The sequence below is a fragment of the Ensifer sp. VA4 genome (assembly GCF_055710065.1).
The window spans coordinates 257564-275544 of the sequence record NZ_JBVQPO010000004.1 but is presented as its reverse complement, the minus strand read 5'-3'; the positions used below and the strand labels follow the sequence as shown (position 1 = coordinate 275544).

At 62.9% G+C, this 17981-nt stretch carries 18 protein-coding genes, 1 tRNA gene and 1 riboswitch; of the genes, 13 read left to right on the top strand and 6 right to left on the bottom strand.

What is annotated here, in order from left to right; all coding sequences use genetic code 11:
* Positions 1-107: 107 nt before the first annotated feature.
* The 3 genes from AC0C6X_RS08465 to AC0C6X_RS08455 are packed head-to-tail and all read right to left on the bottom strand — an operon-like array spanning position 108 to position 5885.
* Positions 108-3467 (bottom strand): error-prone DNA polymerase, encoded by a 3360-nt coding sequence (locus tag AC0C6X_RS08465; protein WP_472952546.1) that lies wholly within the window; start codon positions 3465-3467, stop codon positions 108-110.
* A complete protein-coding gene (locus AC0C6X_RS08460; RefSeq protein ID WP_472952697.1) occupies positions 3464-5017 on the bottom strand; it encodes a Y-family DNA polymerase in 1554 nt (517 codons plus the stop codon). Before AC0C6X_RS08460 ends, AC0C6X_RS08465 begins: the two co-directional genes overlap by 4 nt.
* Positions 4932-5885: an ImuA family protein gene (locus tag AC0C6X_RS08455; RefSeq protein WP_472952543.1), complete on the bottom strand. Its 954-nt coding sequence runs from the start codon at positions 5883-5885 to the stop codon at positions 4932-4934. Before AC0C6X_RS08455 ends, AC0C6X_RS08460 begins: the two co-directional genes overlap by 86 nt.
* 170 nt (positions 5886-6055) lie before the next feature.
* Between AC0C6X_RS08455 and AC0C6X_RS08450 the strand changes: the two genes are divergently transcribed.
* Positions 6056-6490 carry a metallopeptidase family protein gene (locus AC0C6X_RS08450; RefSeq protein ID WP_173517799.1) on the top strand — a complete coding sequence of 145 codons (435 nt, stop codon included), beginning with the start codon at positions 6056-6058 and terminating at the stop codon, positions 6488-6490.
* A 271-nt stretch (positions 6491-6761) separates the two neighbouring features.
* Here AC0C6X_RS08450 and AC0C6X_RS08445 read toward each other — a convergent pair whose 3' ends face one another.
* Entirely contained in the window at positions 6762-6968 is a 207-nt protein-coding gene (locus tag AC0C6X_RS08445) for a DUF1737 domain-containing protein (protein ID WP_472952540.1), read from the bottom strand.
* A complete protein-coding gene (locus AC0C6X_RS08440) occupies positions 6965-7870 on the bottom strand; it encodes an HpcH/HpaI aldolase/citrate lyase family protein (RefSeq protein WP_472952538.1) in 906 nt (301 codons plus the stop codon). The genes AC0C6X_RS08445 and AC0C6X_RS08440 overlap by 4 nt, the downstream gene beginning before the upstream one ends.
* Positions 7871-7995: 125 nt before the next feature.
* Between AC0C6X_RS08440 and AC0C6X_RS08435 the strand changes: the two genes are divergently transcribed.
* The 9 genes from AC0C6X_RS08435 (at position 7996) to AC0C6X_RS08395 (ending at position 14942) form a co-directional block, all read left to right on the top strand.
* On the top strand, positions 7996-8250 hold the full coding sequence (locus AC0C6X_RS08435; protein WP_247959426.1) for a hypothetical protein: 255 nt from the start codon (positions 7996-7998) through the stop codon (positions 8248-8250).
* A gap of 204 nt (positions 8251-8454) precedes the next feature.
* Complete coding sequence (locus AC0C6X_RS08430; RefSeq protein WP_173517803.1) at positions 8455-8886, top strand: VOC family protein; 432 nt, start codon at positions 8455-8457, stop codon at positions 8884-8886.
* Between the two features lie 152 nt (positions 8887-9038).
* Positions 9039-9644 (top strand): 3-isopropylmalate dehydratase small subunit, encoded by a 606-nt coding sequence (gene leuD / locus AC0C6X_RS08425; protein WP_173517804.1) that lies wholly within the window; start codon positions 9039-9041, stop codon positions 9642-9644.
* A 10-nt stretch (positions 9645-9654) separates the two neighbouring features.
* Entirely contained in the window at positions 9655-10035 is a 381-nt protein-coding gene (locus AC0C6X_RS08420) for a RidA family protein (RefSeq protein WP_247959425.1), read from the top strand.
* Between the two features lie 113 nt (positions 10036-10148).
* A complete protein-coding gene (locus AC0C6X_RS08415) occupies positions 10149-10988 on the top strand; it encodes an AAA family ATPase (protein ID WP_173517806.1) in 840 nt (279 codons plus the stop codon).
* Positions 10985-11410, top strand: coding sequence for an NUDIX hydrolase (locus AC0C6X_RS08410; RefSeq protein ID WP_173517807.1), 426 nt, complete (start codon positions 10985-10987; stop codon positions 11408-11410). Before AC0C6X_RS08415 ends, AC0C6X_RS08410 begins: the two co-directional genes overlap by 4 nt.
* A gap of 115 nt (positions 11411-11525) precedes the next feature.
* Positions 11526-11603: riboswitch (SAM riboswitch) on the top strand.
* Positions 11604-11664: 61 nt separating this feature from the next.
* The gene (metA, locus tag AC0C6X_RS08405; protein ID WP_173517808.1) at positions 11665-12591 is read left to right on the top strand and encodes a homoserine O-acetyltransferase MetA; all 927 of its coding nucleotides are present in this window, start codon (positions 11665-11667) and stop codon (positions 12589-12591) included.
* Positions 12592-12600: 9 nt separating this feature from the next.
* Positions 12601-13785 (top strand): vWA domain-containing protein, encoded by a 1185-nt coding sequence (locus AC0C6X_RS08400; protein WP_173517809.1) that lies wholly within the window; start codon positions 12601-12603, stop codon positions 13783-13785.
* 140 nt (positions 13786-13925) lie between these two features.
* Positions 13926-14942: an aldose epimerase family protein gene (locus AC0C6X_RS08395; RefSeq protein ID WP_472952694.1), complete on the top strand. Its 1017-nt coding sequence runs from the start codon at positions 13926-13928 to the stop codon at positions 14940-14942.
* Positions 14943-15234: 292 nt separating this feature from the next.
* Here AC0C6X_RS08395 and AC0C6X_RS08390 read toward each other — a convergent pair.
* Positions 15235-15309: transfer RNA gene (locus AC0C6X_RS08390), tRNA-Gly, on the bottom strand.
* 252 nt (positions 15310-15561) lie between these two features.
* Here AC0C6X_RS08390 and AC0C6X_RS08385 point away from each other — a divergent pair.
* From AC0C6X_RS08385 to AC0C6X_RS08375, 3 genes are all read left to right on the top strand, one after another.
* Positions 15562-16071: a prolyl-tRNA synthetase associated domain-containing protein gene (locus AC0C6X_RS08385; RefSeq protein WP_247959421.1), complete on the top strand. Its 510-nt coding sequence runs from the start codon at positions 15562-15564 to the stop codon at positions 16069-16071.
* Positions 16072-16129: 58 nt separating this feature from the next.
* Positions 16130-17098 carry a thioredoxin gene (gene trxA, locus AC0C6X_RS08380; RefSeq protein ID WP_173517811.1) on the top strand — a complete coding sequence of 323 codons (969 nt, stop codon included), beginning with the start codon at positions 16130-16132 and terminating at the stop codon, positions 17096-17098.
* 191 nt (positions 17099-17289) lie between these two features.
* Positions 17290-17970: an LON peptidase substrate-binding domain-containing protein gene (locus tag AC0C6X_RS08375; protein ID WP_173517812.1), complete on the top strand. Its 681-nt coding sequence runs from the start codon at positions 17290-17292 to the stop codon at positions 17968-17970.
* Positions 17971-17981: the final 11 nt, after the last annotated feature.

Below are 17981 nucleotides of genomic sequence, written 5' to 3'. Positions count from 1 at the left end.
CGAATGGTGATGCGGACCGTCCCGATCCGCGCGTCAGATGACCTGCCCATTTTATCGGAAAGCCCATCCGGCTGCCCTGTGCGGCGGCCGGGATCCGAGCCCTGTCCTCAATGGAAATTGCGCCCCTTCGGCATCACGTCCGCCACCTCGGCCGTCGTCTGCTCCGGACTGCTGCCGGAACGCCGCGCCCTCGCCAAGCGTAGATCGCCCTGCGCTTTCTTCTCGCGCGCGTCGCCGGTCGGTCTCAGCGTTTCATCGGCACGGTCGTTCGCGCCGAACCGTCTCACCTCTGCACGCAGCAATCCCAGCATCGGCGTGATGTCCTCGATGTGTTCGGCGACCACATGGATGACGCTGCTTTCGCGCTGCAGCCGGCCGCGGATCTTGACGAGGCGCGCCCCCATGACCACCGGCCGATAGGTCGCGAACACCTTCGGCCAGACGATCGCATTGGCGACGCCGGTCTCGTCCTCGATCGTCATGAAGATCACGCCCTTGGCGGAGCCCGGGCGCTGGCGGACGAGCACCAGCCCGGCGACCGTTATCCGCCGTCCGACCGGGGCCGTCGCAAGCGTGCGGCTGGTGACGATGCCCTGCTCGGAAAGCGCCGCCCGCAGGAAGGAGACCGGATGCGCCTTGAGCGAGAAGGAGAGATAGCGATAGTCGTTGATGACCTGCTCGCCCGGCAGCATCTCCGGCAGGATCATCGCCGGTTCCGGCCGCAACTCTTCCTTCGCCGCCCGGTCGAAGAGCGGCAACCGTTCGGCGGCACTCTTTTCGTCCAAGGCCTTTACCGCCCAGAGCGCCTTGCGCCGATCGAGCCCGATCGAGCGGAAGGCATCCGCGTCCGCAAGCCTTTCGAGCGCGGAGCGGGAGAGGCCGGAGCGCAGCCAGAGATCGCGGACTGTCCGGTAGCCGGCGCCGCGGTTGGCAACGAGCTTATCCTCCATCTCCTTTTGGTTCAGGCCCTTGATCGAGTTGAAGCCGAGGCGCATGGCCTTGTCCGTCTTGATCACGTCCTCCATCTCGCGATGGCGCGGCTCTATGGCGCCGCGATTGAGGCTTCCTTCTTCAAGATCGGCATCCCAGACCGAATGGTTGATATCGACGGGCCGTACCCGGACACCATGCTCCCTTGCATCGCGCACCAATTGCCCGGGCGCATAGAACCCCATCGGCTGCGAGTTCAGGAGCGCCGCGCAGAAAACATCGGGATAATAGGTCTTGAGCCAGGAGGAGACATAGACCAGGAGCGCGAAGGACGCGGCATGGCTTTCGGGAAAACCGTATTCGCCGAAACCTTCGATCTGCTTGAAACAACGCTCGGCAAAATCCCTGTCATAGCCATTCTTGACCATGCCTTCGATCATCTTCTCGTGGAAGGTATGGATGGTGCCGGTGCGCTTGAAGGTCGCCATGGCGCGCCGTAGCCGATCAGCCTCGCTGGGCGAGAAACCGGCGGCCGTGATGGCGATCTGCATCGCCTGCTCCTGGAAGAGCGGCACGCCGAGCGTTCGCTCCAGAACCACCTTTAGTTCGGGGCTCGGATATTCGATGGGAATCTTCAAAGCATGCTGTTCCCGCCGCTTCAGATAGGGATGCACCATGTTGCCCTGGATCGGCCCGGGCCGGACGATCGCCACCTCGATGACGAGATCATAGAAGACGCGCGGTTTCAGCCGCGGCAGCATGCTCATCTGCGCCCGGCTTTCGATCTGGAAGACACCGATCGTATCGGCCCGGCAGATCATGTCGTAGACGTCCTTCTGGTCGTCCTTGAAGAGCTGATGCAGCGTTCTCTTCTCGCCGTAATGCCGGTCGAGCAGCGCGAAGGCCCGGGCGATGCAGGTGAGCATACCGAGCGCCAGCACGTCGATCTTCAGGATCTTCAGCGTGTCGAGGTCGTCCTTGTCCCACTCGATCATGTAGCGATCGGGCATTGCCGTGTTCATGATCGGCACCACCTCGTCGAGCCGGTCGCGGGTGATGACGAAACCACCGACATGCTGGGAGAGATGGCGCGGGAAGCTCATCAGTTCGGTGGCATAATCGAGCACCTTCACCGTCGTCGGGTCCTTCGTATCGAGACCGGCAGCCTGCGCCTCACGCTCGGAAAGATCGGCGACCGACCAGCCCCAGACCGAGCCGGCGAGCGCCGACTGCACGTCCTCGGAAAAGCCGAAGGCCTTGGCGGTCTCGCGGCCGGCCGAGCGCGCCCGATAGCTGATGACGGCGGCCGTCAGCCCCGCATGTTCCTTGCCGTAGGTGCGGTAGATGTGCTGGATCACCTCTTCCCGCTTCTCATGCTCGAAATCGACGTCGATGTCCGGCGGCTCGTCACGCTCGGTCGAAAGGAAGCGATCGAAGAGCAGGGTGGTCTCACATGGATCGACCTCGGTAATGCCCAGGCAATAGCAGACGGTGGAGTTTGCCGCCGACCCGCGGCCCTGACACAGGATAGGAACGCTGCGCGCAAACTGCATGATATTGCGCACCGTCAGGAAATAGGGCTCGTAGCGTTTGCCCGCGATCAGCTCGAGCTCGTACTCGATCTGCGTTGAAACCTTCTCCGGAATACCTTCAGGATACCGCTCGCGCGCGCCCTCCATCGTCAGCCGCCGCAAGGTCTCAGTCGGCGTCTCGCCCGGAATGCTCTCGTCCGGATATTGATATTCGAGTTCAGACAGCGAGAACTTCAATCTCCCAAAGAAATGCCCGGTATTGGCGATCGCTTCCGGGTAGTCGCGGAAGATGCGCGTCATTTCCTCAGGTGTCTTCAGATGCCGTTCGGCATTGGCATGCAGCCGGTAGCCGGCCGTGGCAATGGTCACATGCTCACGGATGGCGGTGACGACATCGGCGAGCGGCCGCCGGGCGGCGGCATGGAACAGCGGACTGTTGGTGGCGACGGGCTTCACCGCCGCATGGCGGGCGATGGTCGCAAGTCCGGCAAAGGCAAGCTGGTCGAAGCCGTCATAACGCGGCACCAGCGCCAGATAGAGCCGATCGGCAAAATGCGGTTTCAGCCGCTTGAGGAAATCGGCAAGCAGGGTTGCCTCCGGCGCGCCGATCACCGGATCGGGCAGCACGGCAAGCAAGAGGTCCTCGCCCCATTCGACGAGATCGGCTTCGTAGAGTGTGCAGGTGCCCTTTTTGGCGCGCAGGTTTCCGGCGCTCAGCATCCGGCAGAGATTGCCCCAGCCGCGGCGATTTAAGGGATAGGCAAGCACGTCAGGCAGATCTTCGGCAAAGGAGAGCCGCGCACCGGGCTGGAAGGCATATTTCTCCACCTTGGCCTGCGCATGAGCGCGCACCACGCCTGCCACCGTATTGCGGTCGGCAATGCCAAGGCCACCAATGCCGAGGCGGCTTGCCGCAACGACCATCTCGCCCGGATGGGAGGCGCCTTCGAGGAAGGAGAAATTCGACCAGGCGCCGATCTCGAAATAGGGAATGGCACCGCTCATGCGAAGACTCCATGCATGAACCAGCGGGGCGGGGCGGCAGCCCCGTAATGGCCCTCGCGAAACAGCCAGAACCGCCGGCCGCGCTCATCTTCCACCCGGAAATAGTCGCGCTCCATCGCCGGCTCGCCATCGAGCCACCATTCGCCGGCAATCCGTTCCGGTCCTTCGGCGCGCGCGATGCGATGCAACGTGCGGCGCCAGCGGAAGCTTCTCGGCGGCCCCTCCGGCACCTCGGCCACGGCCTCCACCGGCTCGGGGCTTGGAAAGAGCCGCTGTGGCCGGGCCGCAGCGGCAAGCAGGGGCGCGGGAATGTTTTCCCCCGGCTCCTCGGTCTTGCCGATCAGCGCCAGATCCGTGAGCGGACGGAAAGTCGCTGCCCGCTCCGGCACATGGCTTTCCGAGAGAGCCGGGACCAGCAGGCTCTCCGCGCCGAACCGCGCCATGACCCGATCGGCAAAGGCCGCCAGCGGCCGCTCGCGATCCGGCGTGCCGGAAAAATCCTCCTGCATCACCTCGTATTTTTCGCTCTTCGGCACCGAGAGCCTGAGGATTTCGAAGCCGAAGCCGGCGTCGAGATCCTCATGCACCGCCTGCAGCCGCTCGCGGAAAAGACCGGCGACACGCCGCGGCTCGTTGAGCGGCGAGGATGTGCCGGCGGCGATGCGGAAGACCGCACCGTCGACGCGAAAGAGCAGAAGCTCGAACAGCCGTCCGCCTTGCCCGCGCTTTTCCAGTTCCGGCTTCAGCCGCAACGCCAACTCTTCCGTCAGGCCTAAAATATCGTCTTCGCCCTGGACCGGCTCGCCGAGACGGCGCTCGACCGAAAGGGCGGCGACGGGCAGCCGTGGCGACAAAGGTTCGTCCTCCCGCCCGAGCGCCTGATCGAGACGCAGAAGCAGGATCGCGCCGAACCGGCGGGCAAGCGGCGCGCGCGGCGCTTCGAGGATGTCGCCGACCTGCTTGAGCCCGACCCGGCCAAGCGTTTCGATCGTCTCCCGCGGCAGCCGGAGCGCCGCCATCGGCAGCGGCGCCAGCACCCGTGTGGCCTCATCCGGGGCAATGATGCCTTCGGACCCGAAGCGCGCCACCGCCCAGGAAAGCCCGGCGGAAGAGGAGATCGCTGCGCGGGCCTCGACCCCCAGATGGAAGAGGCGGGCAAGCAGATCGTCGAGAAGCGCCTTTTCCCCACCGAGAAGATGGGCGCAGCCGGTGATGTCGAGAAAGAGGCCACTGTCGCCATCGAGCGCGACCAGCGGCGTATAGCGGCAACACCAATCGGCAAGGCCCTCGAGCAGAGCCCGGTCGGCGGCGGGATCGGCCGGCAGCACGTCGATCTCGGGACACATGGCCCGAGCCTCGGCAACCCCTTGGCCAATGTGAAACCCACGCTTCTCGGCATAACCGTCGAGCGCGACGAGACGCATCGCACTCTTCACCTTGTCGGCGAAGACAACGGGCGGATGCTCAGGACGCCCGCGGGAAAGCCACGAGTTCCCCCAGCGCTTGCGGGCGACCCGATCGGCCGGAAGATGCGGGAAGGCGAGCGACAGAATGCGCTGGTTCTGGATCTGCCGCAGCAGCGGCTGGTAGGGGCTCGACGGGGTAAAGGCGGCGGTCATGGGGATTCCACTCCAGGAAGAAGCCGAGCGGTGCAGGAGTCCTGCTCTTCTCGGCAATGACGTGAAAGACGGGATGGCCGATGCTGCCGCGAAGCATCGATCCATCCGGCAGGGGGCGCTCTCGCGCCGGCGCCGGCTCGACGAGGAGGCGAAAGAAGGCGCTGCTGGCCTCCTCGTGTCCGGACTGGCGCAGGAGCAGAAGAGGAACGTGGCCCGCCCGCGAGCGGACATGCAGGCGCCGGCTTTCACTAAGCGCCAGGGCTGCGGGATTGCCGCGAATTTCCAGGATGACGGCACAGAAGCTTGGGACGGAAAGCGCGGCTTCAGCGATCCAGAGCGCATCCTTCACCGTGCGTGGCAGGCTGAAGACGAGGCCGCGCACATCGAGCCCGTAAGCTTTCAGACCGAGCCCATAGGGCATGCCCGCTTCGTTGGAGGCCATCGACTGGCTGATCCAGAGAACGGGAGCTGCCGTCTCGCCCTTTTCCAGGCGCGCCTGCTGGCAGAGCACACCGAGTGCGGCGGCAAAACCGGCGGCAGCACCAGCATCACGCGTCTCGGCATTGCGGATTTCCGTCATGCCTTCGAGCGGCAGGCCGCCTTCGAGAAGCGCGTCCAGATCCGGAACCCCGAGCGCAAGCGCCTTGCGGCCGGATTCATCTTCCTCGCGCTGACGGAAGCCGCCGGGGTCAGCCGCCTTGGCGGCACGCACGACGCCCGGAAGTCGACGGTTTTCGATCCTGGCTATGGTCTCTCGGAGCGAAAGTACCGTCTCCCGCTGCACGGCTTTGTCGGCCATGACGGTCAACTCCCATCATAAATGTTCACGTTATGTTCTAATTGATTCCAGAGCTTCCCAAATGAGTCAACAGCCAATTCTAAGAATTTATTCCTGCCCCTGTGTCCGCGGAATTCAACACTCGAAAAACAAAGGCAAAATCGTTATATGGAGGGCAACAAGGAGTGCCTATGGCCAGCATTGACCACACCGATGATTGGCGGGAACGCCACGCACCGACGCTTACCACTTTCGAACAGCTCGCGCTGGAAGCCTATGGCCACCTGCCGCAGGAGTTCCGCCAGCTGACGACCGACCTCATCATCGAGGTCGCCGACTTCCCGAGCGACGACGTTTTCGAGGACATGGCGCTGGAAACGCCCTTCGACCTGCTCGGCCTCTTCGAAGGCCGCGGCATCGGCGAACGCTTCACCATGGAAACCGGCCAGTTCCCCAACCGGATCACGCTCTATCGCCGCCCGATCATCGATTATTGGGCAGAGAACGAGGAGACGCTGGGCGACATCATCACCCATGTCCTGATACACGAGATCGGCCACCATTTCGGCCTTTCCGACGACGACATGGAACGGATCGAGGCCAGCGTCGAGCACGTCGGCGGTTAGAGCAATTCCAGGAAAACTGTGAAGCGGTTTTCCGTCCGGAATTGCGTCACTTCAAAAAGCTCGGTTCTTAAACCGTCATCCGCCTGCCGGCACCGTCTCCCCGTCAAGATGGGGCGAAGGAGACTCGCGGCTTCCGCTCGCTTCAACAAGCTCCCTCGATTTCTCCTGACGACGCTCCGTTCGGCAACGCTGCGCGCCGGGCACGTCCCCTCGCCCCGCCTGCGGAGAGAGGGCAGGGTGAGGGGCCGTCATGGGCGACAGACAGTATCAACTACTGCTCCGACAGCTTCATGTCCGGGTGATAATCCTTGCCCTCGACCTCCTTGACCACCGCCTGGCCGCACTGCATGTGCTGGGTGTCGGCATTGAAGGCGTAGGTGGGCGAGCCATGCAGGCTCCAGCCCTGGTTCAGCGCCGCCGTCACCTTGTGGCAGAAGGAGGCGTCGTCGGGGCCGGTCAGGAAGCGGTAGAGTTTCAAGATCTTGCCTTTCGTTTCTCGATAAGGTCCGCCTTGGCGGCAAGCGTCACGGCCTGATCGAGATGCAGTCGCTCGACCATGCGTCCATTGAGATTGATGACGCCCTTGCCGGTGTTTTCCGGAGCCGCGAAGGCGGCGATGATCGCGCGCGCCTCGTCGACGGCGACCTGCTCCACGCCGAAGCGCTCGTTCGCCGGGCCGATCTGGGCCGGATGGATCAGCATCTTGCCGTCATAGCCCATGTCGCGGCCCTGCCGGCATTCCTCGTCGAAGCCCGCCGCATCGCGGAAATCGTTGAACACGGCGTCGATGACGTCGAGCCCGCCGCCCCGCGCTGCCAGCAGGATCTGCATCAGCCAGGGGGCGAGATGGGGCCGGCCCGGACGATCCGGTACGCCGGTCTCCTTGCGCAGATCGTTGAGGCCGACGACGAAGCAATCGAGCCGCCCGCCGAAGGTGCGGCCGGCCTCGGCGATAACAGGCGCGTTGATGACGCCGCGCGGCGTCTCGATCATCGCCCAGAGACGCAGCGTCTCCGGCGCATCGTTCTCGGCCAGCCAGTCGGCCGCCGCCTGGATATCCGCCGGGCTTTCGACCTTCGGCAGTAAAATGGCGTCCGGGTTGGCAGAAAGTGCCGCAGCGAGGTCACCTTGACCGAAGTCGGAGCCGATCGCATTGATGCGGATGATGATTTCGCAATCCGGTCGGCTCGCTGTCAGAAACTGCACCAGCGCCTCGCGCGCTTCCACCTTGCGCTCGGGCGCAACCGCATCCTCGAGATCGAAGATCGCAGCGTCCGCCGCGAGTTCAGCGACCTTGGCAAGTGCACGGGCATTGTCGGCCGGCACCGAGAGCACCGAGCGGCGCAGGCGCACGGGGTGATGTTCGATCGATTTGTTCATGTTTCAGTTGTGCCCGCCTTTCCTTCGTTCCGCAAGACGAGGCGAGCCGCCGCACCCTTTCATAAGAGCCACCCCTTGCAAGCGCAGCTGCGAACCACCACATCGCACCCAGAAAGGTGACGATTATGCAAAGCATTCGCTCTGTCCTCTTTACGGCCGCAGCCTTGACCATCACGTTCGCGGCCTTTGTTCTGACCGCTTCGCTGGCGCTGGCACTGGCCGGCATCGCCGCCGTCGTCGTGATCGGCAGCGCCATTGCCGCCCGTCTGAACCTCAAGCCAGGCCGCGCCACCACGCGCCCGGCCGCCGCAGGCGCCGCCCATGGCCAGCGCGAGATGCGCATCTGGAACGACGGCCGCGGCACAATCATCGACCTCTGATCCCCAGCGATCGGGATCGATCCTCACAGGCTGTGGTGACCCGGGCCGATCGATGATCGGCTCGCCGGCCATTGCTTCCTGTGAAAAGCCACGGCTCCCCAGACTGCGAAATTTTTTCCACCTTCCTGTCGGATCAGGCGCGTTATCCCCGTCCTTGAGACAGGCCAGCACGGTCCTGGCTCTTCGAACAGAATGGAGGACGACATGGACATCGAGACGCAGCAGACTGAAACGAAGCAGCCGGCACCGGTCCTGAACGGGCTTCTGCCCTATCTTCAGGTCGATGGCGCTGTGAAGGCGGCCGAATTCTACACACGGGCTTTCGGCGCCAAGGAAGTCAACCGCCATCCGGTGGACGAGCAGGGCCGGACGATGCACATCCATCTCTACGTCAACGGCAGTTCGCTGATGTTGGCCGATGCCTATCCGGAATACGGCCATCCGCTCGAAAAGCCGCAGGCCTTCACCCTGACGCTCACCGTCGACGACATCGATGCCTGGTGGGACCGCGCCGTTGCCGCCGGCGCCGAGGTGGTGATGCCGATCGAGGTGATGTTCTGGGGCGACCGCTACGGCCAGCTTCGCGATCCCTTCGGCGTTCTCTGGGCGATGAACAGCCCGGTGAAGGCAGGCTGACCCTTACCAGGGACGAAAACCGGACGGAACTTTGGGCGGGCGGGCATTTTCACCCGCCCGACGACGCGTGTTTGGAGAGATTTTCCTTCATTTCTGCGTAGAACTGCTCTAAACGCTACGCAACATTCTTCTGAAATCGAAGGCCTGAAGTTATGGAAAAATTCGTCAAGCTCACCGGTGTCGCAGCCCCCCTCCCCGTCGTCAACATCGACACGGACATGATCATTCCGAAGGATTACCTGAAGACGATCAAGCGCACCGGCCTTGGCAAGGGCCTCTTCGCCGAAGCCCGCTACAACGAGGATGGCTCGGTCAATCCGGACTTCGTGCTCAACAAGCCCGCCTACCAGAACGCCAAGATCCTCGTTGCCGGCGACAACTTCGGCTGCGGCTCCTCGCGCGAACATGCCCCCTGGGCCCTGCTCGACTTCGGCATCCGCTGCGTGATCTCCACGTCCTTTGCCGACATCTTCTACAACAACTGTTTCAAGAACGGCATCCTGCCGATCGTCGTCAGCCAGGCCGACCTCGACAAGCTGATGGACGACGCCTCGCGCGGCTCCAACGCCATCCTCTCGGTCGATCTGGAATCCCAGGAAATCACTGGCCCGGACGGCGGCTCGATCAAGTTCGAGATCGATGCGTTCAAGCGCCACTGCCTGCTCAACGGCCTCGACGACATCGGCCTGACGCTGGAAAAGGCAACCGCCATCGATAGCTTCGAGAAGTCGGCCGCCACATCGCGCCCCTGGGCCTAAAGCGGGCAACATGGCGCGCAAGCTGATCTCCTCGGGTTCGCCCTTCGAAAAGACGGCAGGCTATTCGCGTGCCGTCGCGATGGGCGACTGGTGCTTCGTCTCCGGCACGACCGGCTACGACTATGCCACCATGACCATGCCGGAGACGGTGGAGGAGCAGGCGCGCAATTGCCTCAGGACGATCGAAGGCGCGCTGAAGGAAGCGGGCTTTTCGCTTTCCGACGTGGTGCGCAATCACTATTACGTCACCGATGCCAGCTTCGCCGACCGGGTGTTCCCCATCTTCGGCGAAGTCTTCGGCGAGATCCGTCCGGCCGCAACCATGATCGTCTGCGACCTGATCCGCCCGGAAATGCTGATCGAGATCGAAGTCACCGCCCTTCGTGGCTGACGTCGAGCCCTTCTGCCCGCGCCATCTCCTCTCAAATCGATTCCGAATTAAGCCAATATGCGATAGTCCATGGGCATCGCTTTGCTAGACCTATGCTGAACCGGAAGACGACCATGCAATTCGAAGGCACCACCGACTATATCGCCGACAAGGATTTGATGATCGCCGTCAATGCCGCGATCCGGCTGGAGCGGCCGCTGCTCGTCAAGGGCGAACCCGGCACCGGCAAGACCGAGCTTGCCCGCCAGATCGCCGCCGCGCTTGGCCTCGAGCTCATCGAATGGAGCGTCAAGTCGACCACCAAGGCGCAGCAGGGCCTCTACGAATATGACGCGGTGTCGCGCCTGCGTGACAGCCAGCTCGGCGACCAGCGCGTCAACGAGGTCAGGAACTACATCCGCAAGGGCAAGCTCTGGCAGGCCTTCGAGGCGGACCGGCGCGTGGTGCTTTTGATCGACGAGATCGACAAGGCCGACATCGAGTTTCCGAACGACCTCTTGCAGGAACTCGACCGCATGGAATTCCATGTCTACGAGACCGGCGAGATGATCAGCGCGCGCCAGCGGCCGATCGTCATCATCACCTCCAACAACGAGAAGGAACTGCCGGACGCATTTCTGCGCCGCTGCTTCTTCCACTATATCCGCTTTCCCGATGCCGAAACGCTCGCCCGCATCGTCGAGGTGCACTATCCCGGCATCCGCAAGACGCTGCTTTCGGCAGCTCTTGCCGCTTTCTACGACATCCGCCAGGTGCCGGGCCTCAAGAAGAAGCCCTCCACCTCGGAAGCGCTCGACTGGATCCGGCTGCTCGTCGCCGACGAGGTCGATCCGGCCGATCTCAGGGCCGATGCCAAGACCATGCTGCCGAAGCTGCACGGCGCGCTTCTGAAGAACGAGCAGGACGTGCACCTCTTCGAGCGCCTGGCCTTCATGGCGCGTCGCGACGGATGAGCCCGGACGCGCACAAGGTCCTGATCTATGCCACCTGGCAGGACCGCCTGCTGGTCTTCGACGAGCCGGATTTCCCCGAAATCGAACTACAGGTGCCCGGCGGCACGATGGAGCCGGGCGAGAGCCCGCAAGCAGCGGCTCGGCGGGAATTCATCGAGGAGACCGGGCTTACGCCATTGCAGCCGCTCGTGCACCTCGTCACGCAGGACTATTCTTACTGGAAGGACGGTAGAACCATCTGCCATCGGCGACACTATTTTCACGTCGCCCTTGCCGGCGAGCAACGGCAGACGTGGCTGCACCGCGAGATGACGCCGGATAGCGGCGGCCCTCCGATCCGCTTCCGCTTCTTCTGGCTCGACATCGACGAGGCACGGCATCAACTGGGGTATGGCATGCAGGATGCCCTGGATTTTCTATAGGCCAGCGCATTTGCCCTCCCCCTAACCCTCCCTGGGAGAAGGTCGCGGCAGCGAGATGAGGGGCCAGCCCCACCCCGAATCGTTTTTCTTGACCCCCGCGTCCCACTCGCGCTATCAAAATCCCCGTGGTGATTTGGCCGGCCGGCTTGCAGCCACGTTAAACAAGTCGCTAAAGGGCCGAGGAAAGTTGGATTTCCGAGGACCGGTCGCGATCAATCGCCGCCGGTTTTTTTGTATTGATCGAGTGGAAGCCCATGCCCATCAAGATTCCCGATACACTGCCCGCTTTCGAAACCCTCGTGCATGAGGGCGTGCGGGTGATGACCGAGACCGTGGCGATCCGTCAGGATATTCGCCCGCTCCAGATCGGGCTGCTGAACCTCATGCCCAACAAGATCAAGACCGAGATCCAGATGGCGCGCCTGATCGGCGCCTCGCCGCTGCAGGTGGAACTGTCGCTCGTGCGCATCGGTGCCCACCGGGCGAAGAACACCTCGGAAGATCACCTGCTCTCCTTCTATGAGACCTGGGACGAGGTGAAGGGCCGTAAGTTCGATGGCTTTATCATCACCGGCGCGCCGGTCGAGACGCTCGAATACGAGGACGTCACCTATTGGGAGGAACTGAAGCGGATCTTCGACTGGACGGCGACCAACGTGCACTCGACGCTCAATGTCTGCTGGGGCGCGATGGCGGCGATCTACCATTTCCACGGCGTGCCGAAATACCCACTCGCCGAGAAGGCCTTCGGTGTCTACCGTCACCAGAACCTCAACCGCTCCTCCGTCTATCTCAACGGCTTCTCCGACGACTTCGCCGTCCCGGTCTCGCGCTGGACCGAGGTCCGACGCGCCGACATCGACAAGGTGCCGAGCCTCGAAATCCTGATGGAATCGAAGGAGATGGGCGTCTGCCTCGTGCACGAGAAAAAGGGCAACCGGCTCTACATGTTCAACCACGTGGAGTATGATTCGACCTCGTTGTCGGACGAATACTTCCGGGACGTGGACGCCGGCGTGCCGATCAAGATGCCGCACGACTATTTCCCGCATAACGACTCGACCCTGCCGCCGCAGAACCGCTGGCGCAGCCACGCGCATCTCTTCTTCGGCAACTGGATCAACGAGATGTACCAGACGACGCCCTATGATCTCTCGGAGATCGGCACCGGAGAAAGTTGAGGCTTAGCGATGTTCGTCCCCTTCTTCCTCGAACTCAAGGCGGCGAAGGTCCCGGTGACGCTCCGGGAATTCCTGTCCCTGATCGAGGGGATGGAGGCGGGCATCGCCGCCTTCGACGTCGAAGCCTTCTACTACCTGGCGCGCACGGCGCTGGTGAAGGACGAGCGCCATATCGATCGCTTTGACCGGGTGTTTCAGCACTGCTTTTCCGGGCTGGAGGCGGTCAATCCGATGGAGACGGGCGAAGAGGCCGTCATCCCCGAGGATTGGCTGCGCAAACTCGCGGAAAAACACCTGACCGAGGAAGAAAAGCGCCTGATCGAATCGCTCGGCGGTTTCGACAAGCTGATGGAGACCCTGCGCCAACGGCTGCGCGAACAGCAGGGCCGGCATCAGGGCGGCTCGAAATGGATCGGCACTGCCGGCACCTCCCCCTTCGGCGCCTATGGCTACAATCCCGAAGGCATCAGGATCGGCCAGGACCAGTCGCGCCATCGCCGCGCCGTCAAAATCTGGGACCGGCGCGAGTTCAAAGACTATGACGACACGGTCGAACTCGGCACCCGCAACATCAAGGTAGCGCTGAAACGGCTGCGGCGCTGGGTGCGCCAGGGTGCTGCCGATGAGTTCGACCTTTCCGGCACGATCCGCGCCACCGCCGAGCACGGCTATCTCGACGTGGTGACGCGGCCCGAGCGCCGCAATGCCGTGAAGCTCCTGATGTTCTTCGATGTCGGCGGATCGATGGACGATCACATCCGCATCGTCGAGGAGCTGTTCTCTGCCGCCCGCGGCGAATTCCGCCACATGGAACATTTCTACTTCCACAATTGCATCTATGAGGGGCTGTGGAAGGACAACCGGCGCCGGCGCGCCGACATCACCCGCACGACGGAGGTGCTGCGCACCTTCGGTGGCGACTACCGCGCGATCTTCGTCGGCGACGCCTCGATGAGTCCCTACGAGATCAGCCATCCCGGCGGCTCGGTCGAACATTGGAACGACGAGGCCGGCGCGCTCTGGCTCTCGCGCATGACGGCACATTTCCCGCGCTCGATCTGGCTCAATCCCGTGCCCGAGCAGCACTGGGGCTACACCCAGTCGATCGCCATGGTGAGAAAGCTCTTCGAAGGGCGGATGTTCCCGTTGACGCTCGCTGGCCTGCAGGATGCCACCAAGCAACTATCCCGCTGAAATGACGGCGAATCCTACAGCGCCGCGCCTCTTTCGAGACGCGCCAGGGTCGCCGTGGCTCTGCACTAAGATTTCCGGTTGCCGCATCCTCGGAAATGACGCAGGTTGCTGTGGTCACGAAGAGGGAGCCAGCGGTGAATATGCATCAGAACACGGAAGTTTTCGGCCACCTGCCATCCGGCGAGCCGGTCCATCGTGTGGTGCTCTCCGGCGGCGGCCTTACAGCGCATGTGCTGACCTGGGGCTCTGTCATCCAGGATCTGCGGCTGGAAGGCCATGAGCCGCCGCTGGTGCTCGGTTTCAGCGACCTCGAAAGCTATCTCGCCCATTCGCCCTATCTCGGCGCCACGCCCGGACGTTACGCCAACCGAATCGGAAACGGGCGCTTCACGCTCGACGGCGAGGCCTATCAGCTCGAACTGAACGAGAAGGGCGTCACGCACCTGCATGGCGGCAGCGACAATATCGGTAAGCGCAACTGGACGATCGCCCGCCAGGCGCCCGACAGCGTCACGCTTGTGATCACCGATCCGGACGGACGCGCCGGCTATCCCGGCAATTGTCAGGTCACCTGCACCTACGCGCTGAAGCCCGGCGGCATTTTGAGCGTCGTCTATGAAACCGAGACCGATCGGCCGACGCTCGCCAATGTCTGCCAGCACAGCTATTTCAATCTCGACGGTAGCGCCGACGCGCTCGGCCACGACATCATGATCGCAGCCGACCACTATCTGCCGACCGACGAACGGCAAATCCCGACGGGCGAGATCCGTGCGGTCGAGGGCACCGCCTTCGATCTCCGGGAAATGACGCCGCTTCGCTGCCAGACCGAAGGCGAGCGCATCGCCTACGACCACAATTTCTGTCTTTCGAACGAGCCCATGGCGAAACACTCGGTGGCGCTGGCCCGCAGCATCAATTCCGGCGTCACGCTCGAAGTGCTGACCACCGAGCCCGGCGTGCAGCTCTATACCGGCGCAAAGCTCGACGTCCCCGTCCCCGGCCTCGAGGGCCGCCGGTACGGCCCCTTCGCCGGTTTCTGCCTGGAAACCCAGATCTGGCCGGACGCCATCAACCATCCTGATTTCCCGAGTGCTGTGCTCAGGCCCGGTGAAACCCGCCGGCAGGAGACGGATTACGTCTTCATGAAGAGCTGAGTGCGACCTGCACGGGCGCTGACGATCTCTACAGCGCCGCGCGTCTTATCAGACGCGCAAAGGTCGCTGTAGGACTTTGATTTGCTGCATGTCTTCGTCCTTAAATCGAGGTCGATTTAAGGAGACATGCAGTAGTGAGGGAAGGGTACGAGCGGCCCAAGGGAGCGGCGTCGTGTTCGGCAGAGCGCACCTGTTCGCACGGCGCTGCGGTCGGCCTCGAGGTGCAACGTGCCTTACGGCAGATGCCGTCTCATTTCCAAAAAATCTGTGAAATGAAATGGTTGGGAGAAATTGGAGCGGGTGAGGCGATTCGAACGCCCGACCCCAACCTTGGCAAGGTTGTGCTCTACCCCTGAGCTACACCCGCTCACTTTCCGCGGCCCGGGGGTAGTCGGTGGACCGTGGCGTCGGCGCTGTCTTGCGGCGACGGGCGGTATATGGCCTAAGCGATTTTGGAATGCAACAGGGAAATGACGAGAAATCGAATATTTTTTTGGAGGCCCCCAGCAAAGCCCGGAAATGCCGCGTTTTCGGTGATCGTCGCCGCCTGTGAGATTGCGCCCCGATGGGCTTCTCCCCTAAAGCAGGATCGAAATCGAATGCCCGAGGGATGAGAATCATGAGTGAATCACAGCCGAAGACCGCCGAAGACCTCTTTCGTTTTCTCGACGGACTTGGGATCGAGCATAAAACCAAGAACCACGAGCCGGTATTCACCGTCGCCGAATCGGTGGCGCTGCGTGACGAGATCCCCGGCGGCCACACGAAAAACCTTTTCGTGAAGGACAAGAAGGACAACTATTTCCTCCTCACCGTCGAGGAGCACGCGACGGTGGACCTGAAGACCGTTCACCAGGTGATCGGCGCGGCGAGCCGGGTCTCTTTCGGCAAACCGGAAAAGCTGATGGAATATCTGGGCGTCATTCCGGGGGCCGTGACCGCCTTCGGCGCGATCAACGACACCGGCGGCAACGTCAAGGTCATCCTCGATGAGGAGCTGATGAAGTTCGACATCGTCAACTGCCATCCGCTCTCGAATGACGCGACGACCTCGATCGCATCCAGGGATCTGCTGCGCTTCATGGAAGCGACCGGACACGAACCGCTTGTCTTGAAAGTCACGGCCTGACATACGATCTTTGGCGCGAATGCAAAAAGCCGGCCAGCGAGCCGGCGAGGAGAGAAGAATGACGGGCAGCGACAATCCCTATGCAGGGTCTTTCGGCACTCAGATGACGGGTTCGGCCTCCTTCGGCCAGCCGGCGGCCGCGTCGAATGGTGACCTGATCAAGGAAACCACCACCGCCAACTTTGCCAAGGACGTGCTCGACGCCTCCCGCCAGCAGCCGGTTCTCGTCGATTTCTGGGCACCCTGGTGCGGCCCCTGCAAGCAGCTGACGCCCGTAATCGAAAAGGTGGTCACGGAAGCCGCAGGCCGCGTCAAGCTCGTCAAGATGAACATCGACGATCATCCCTCGATCGCCGGCCAGCTCGGCATCCAGTCGATCCCCGCCGTCATCGCCTTCGTCGGCGGACGACCGGTCGACGGCTTCATGGGCGCGGTGCCGGAAAGCCAGATCAAGCAATTCATCGAAAAGATCGCCGGCCCCGCGGTCGACGACAGCAAGGCCGAAATCGAAGCCGTACTCACCGATGCCAAGGCGCTGCTCGATGCCGGCGACGCCCAGAACGCCGCCGGCCTCTACGGCGCCGTGCTTCAGGCCGATCCCGACAACGTCGTGGCGATCGCCGGCATGGTCGATTGCATGATCGCCCTCGGCCAGTTCGCCGAAGCCCGCGAGGCCCTTTCCGGCCTGCCGGAAGATCTCGCCAAGGACGCAGGCATCGCAGCGATCGGCAAGAAACTCGACCAGATCGAGGAAGCGCGCAAGCTCGGCGATCCCGACGAGTTCGAGCGGCGCCTTGCGGCAAACCCCGACGATCACGAGGCGCGGATGCTGCTCGCCAAGATCCGCAATGTCGAAGGCGACCGGACGGCTGCCGCCGACCACCTGCTGACGATCATGAAGCGCGATCGCGGCTTCGACGACGACGGCGCCCGGCGCGAACTCCTGTCCTTCTTCGAGGTCTGGGGGCCGAAGGATCCGGCAACGGTCGCCGCGCGACGCAAACTCTCGTCGATCCTGTTCTCCTGAACCGTCAGGCTTGGCCTAAAATAGGGCGCCGTCGGTGCCCTTTTTTGTGCGCACCTGATCACGATCCGCATTCCCCCATGAAGATCGATGTGCCCGTCTCTTGAGATTTTCAAGGAATGCACCATCTTTTGGTCTGGTGACCACGCTTCCTCGGCGGGGCAAGAGCGGATACCTGCAGGGTCTATCGGAAAATGCACGTCGGAAATGCACGCTACCTCGGTCCTCAGGACTTGCCGGAGATCATTCCGGTGTTTCCGCTGACCGGTGCGCTGCTGCTTCCCGGTGCCCAGCTTCCGCTCAACATCTTCGAGCCGCGCTATCTCGCCATGCTCGATGACGCGCTTTCCGGCAACCGCTTGATCGGTATCGTGCAGCCCTCCTTCTGCGAGGGCCGCAACGAGACCGCCACCGGTCCGACGCAGGCACTCTGCGAGGTCGGTTGCATCGGCCGCATCACCTCCTTCGCCGAGACCGGCGATGGCCGCTACATCACCTCACTCACGGGGGTCTGCCGCTTCCGGCTGTTTTCGGAGGTAAGCGGCACGCGCGGCTACCGCCGTTTCCGCATTGGCCCCTTTGCCGCCGATCTCGAGAACCGCGACGACGAAACCCTGGTCGACCGGGCAGCTCTGCTTGCCGCCTTCAAGGCCTATCTCGAAGCCAACAAGCTCAAGGCCGACTGGGAAAGCGTCGAACGGGCGAGCAATCGCACCCTGGTCAATTCCATGGCGATGATGTCGCCCTATGGCCCTGCGGAAAAACAGGCGCTGCTCGAAGCACCCGACCTCAAGACACGCGCGGAAACCTTGATCGCCATCACCGAGATCGTGCTCGCGCGCGACTTCGGCGATATGGACAGCATCCTGCAGTGAAGCGAGCGACG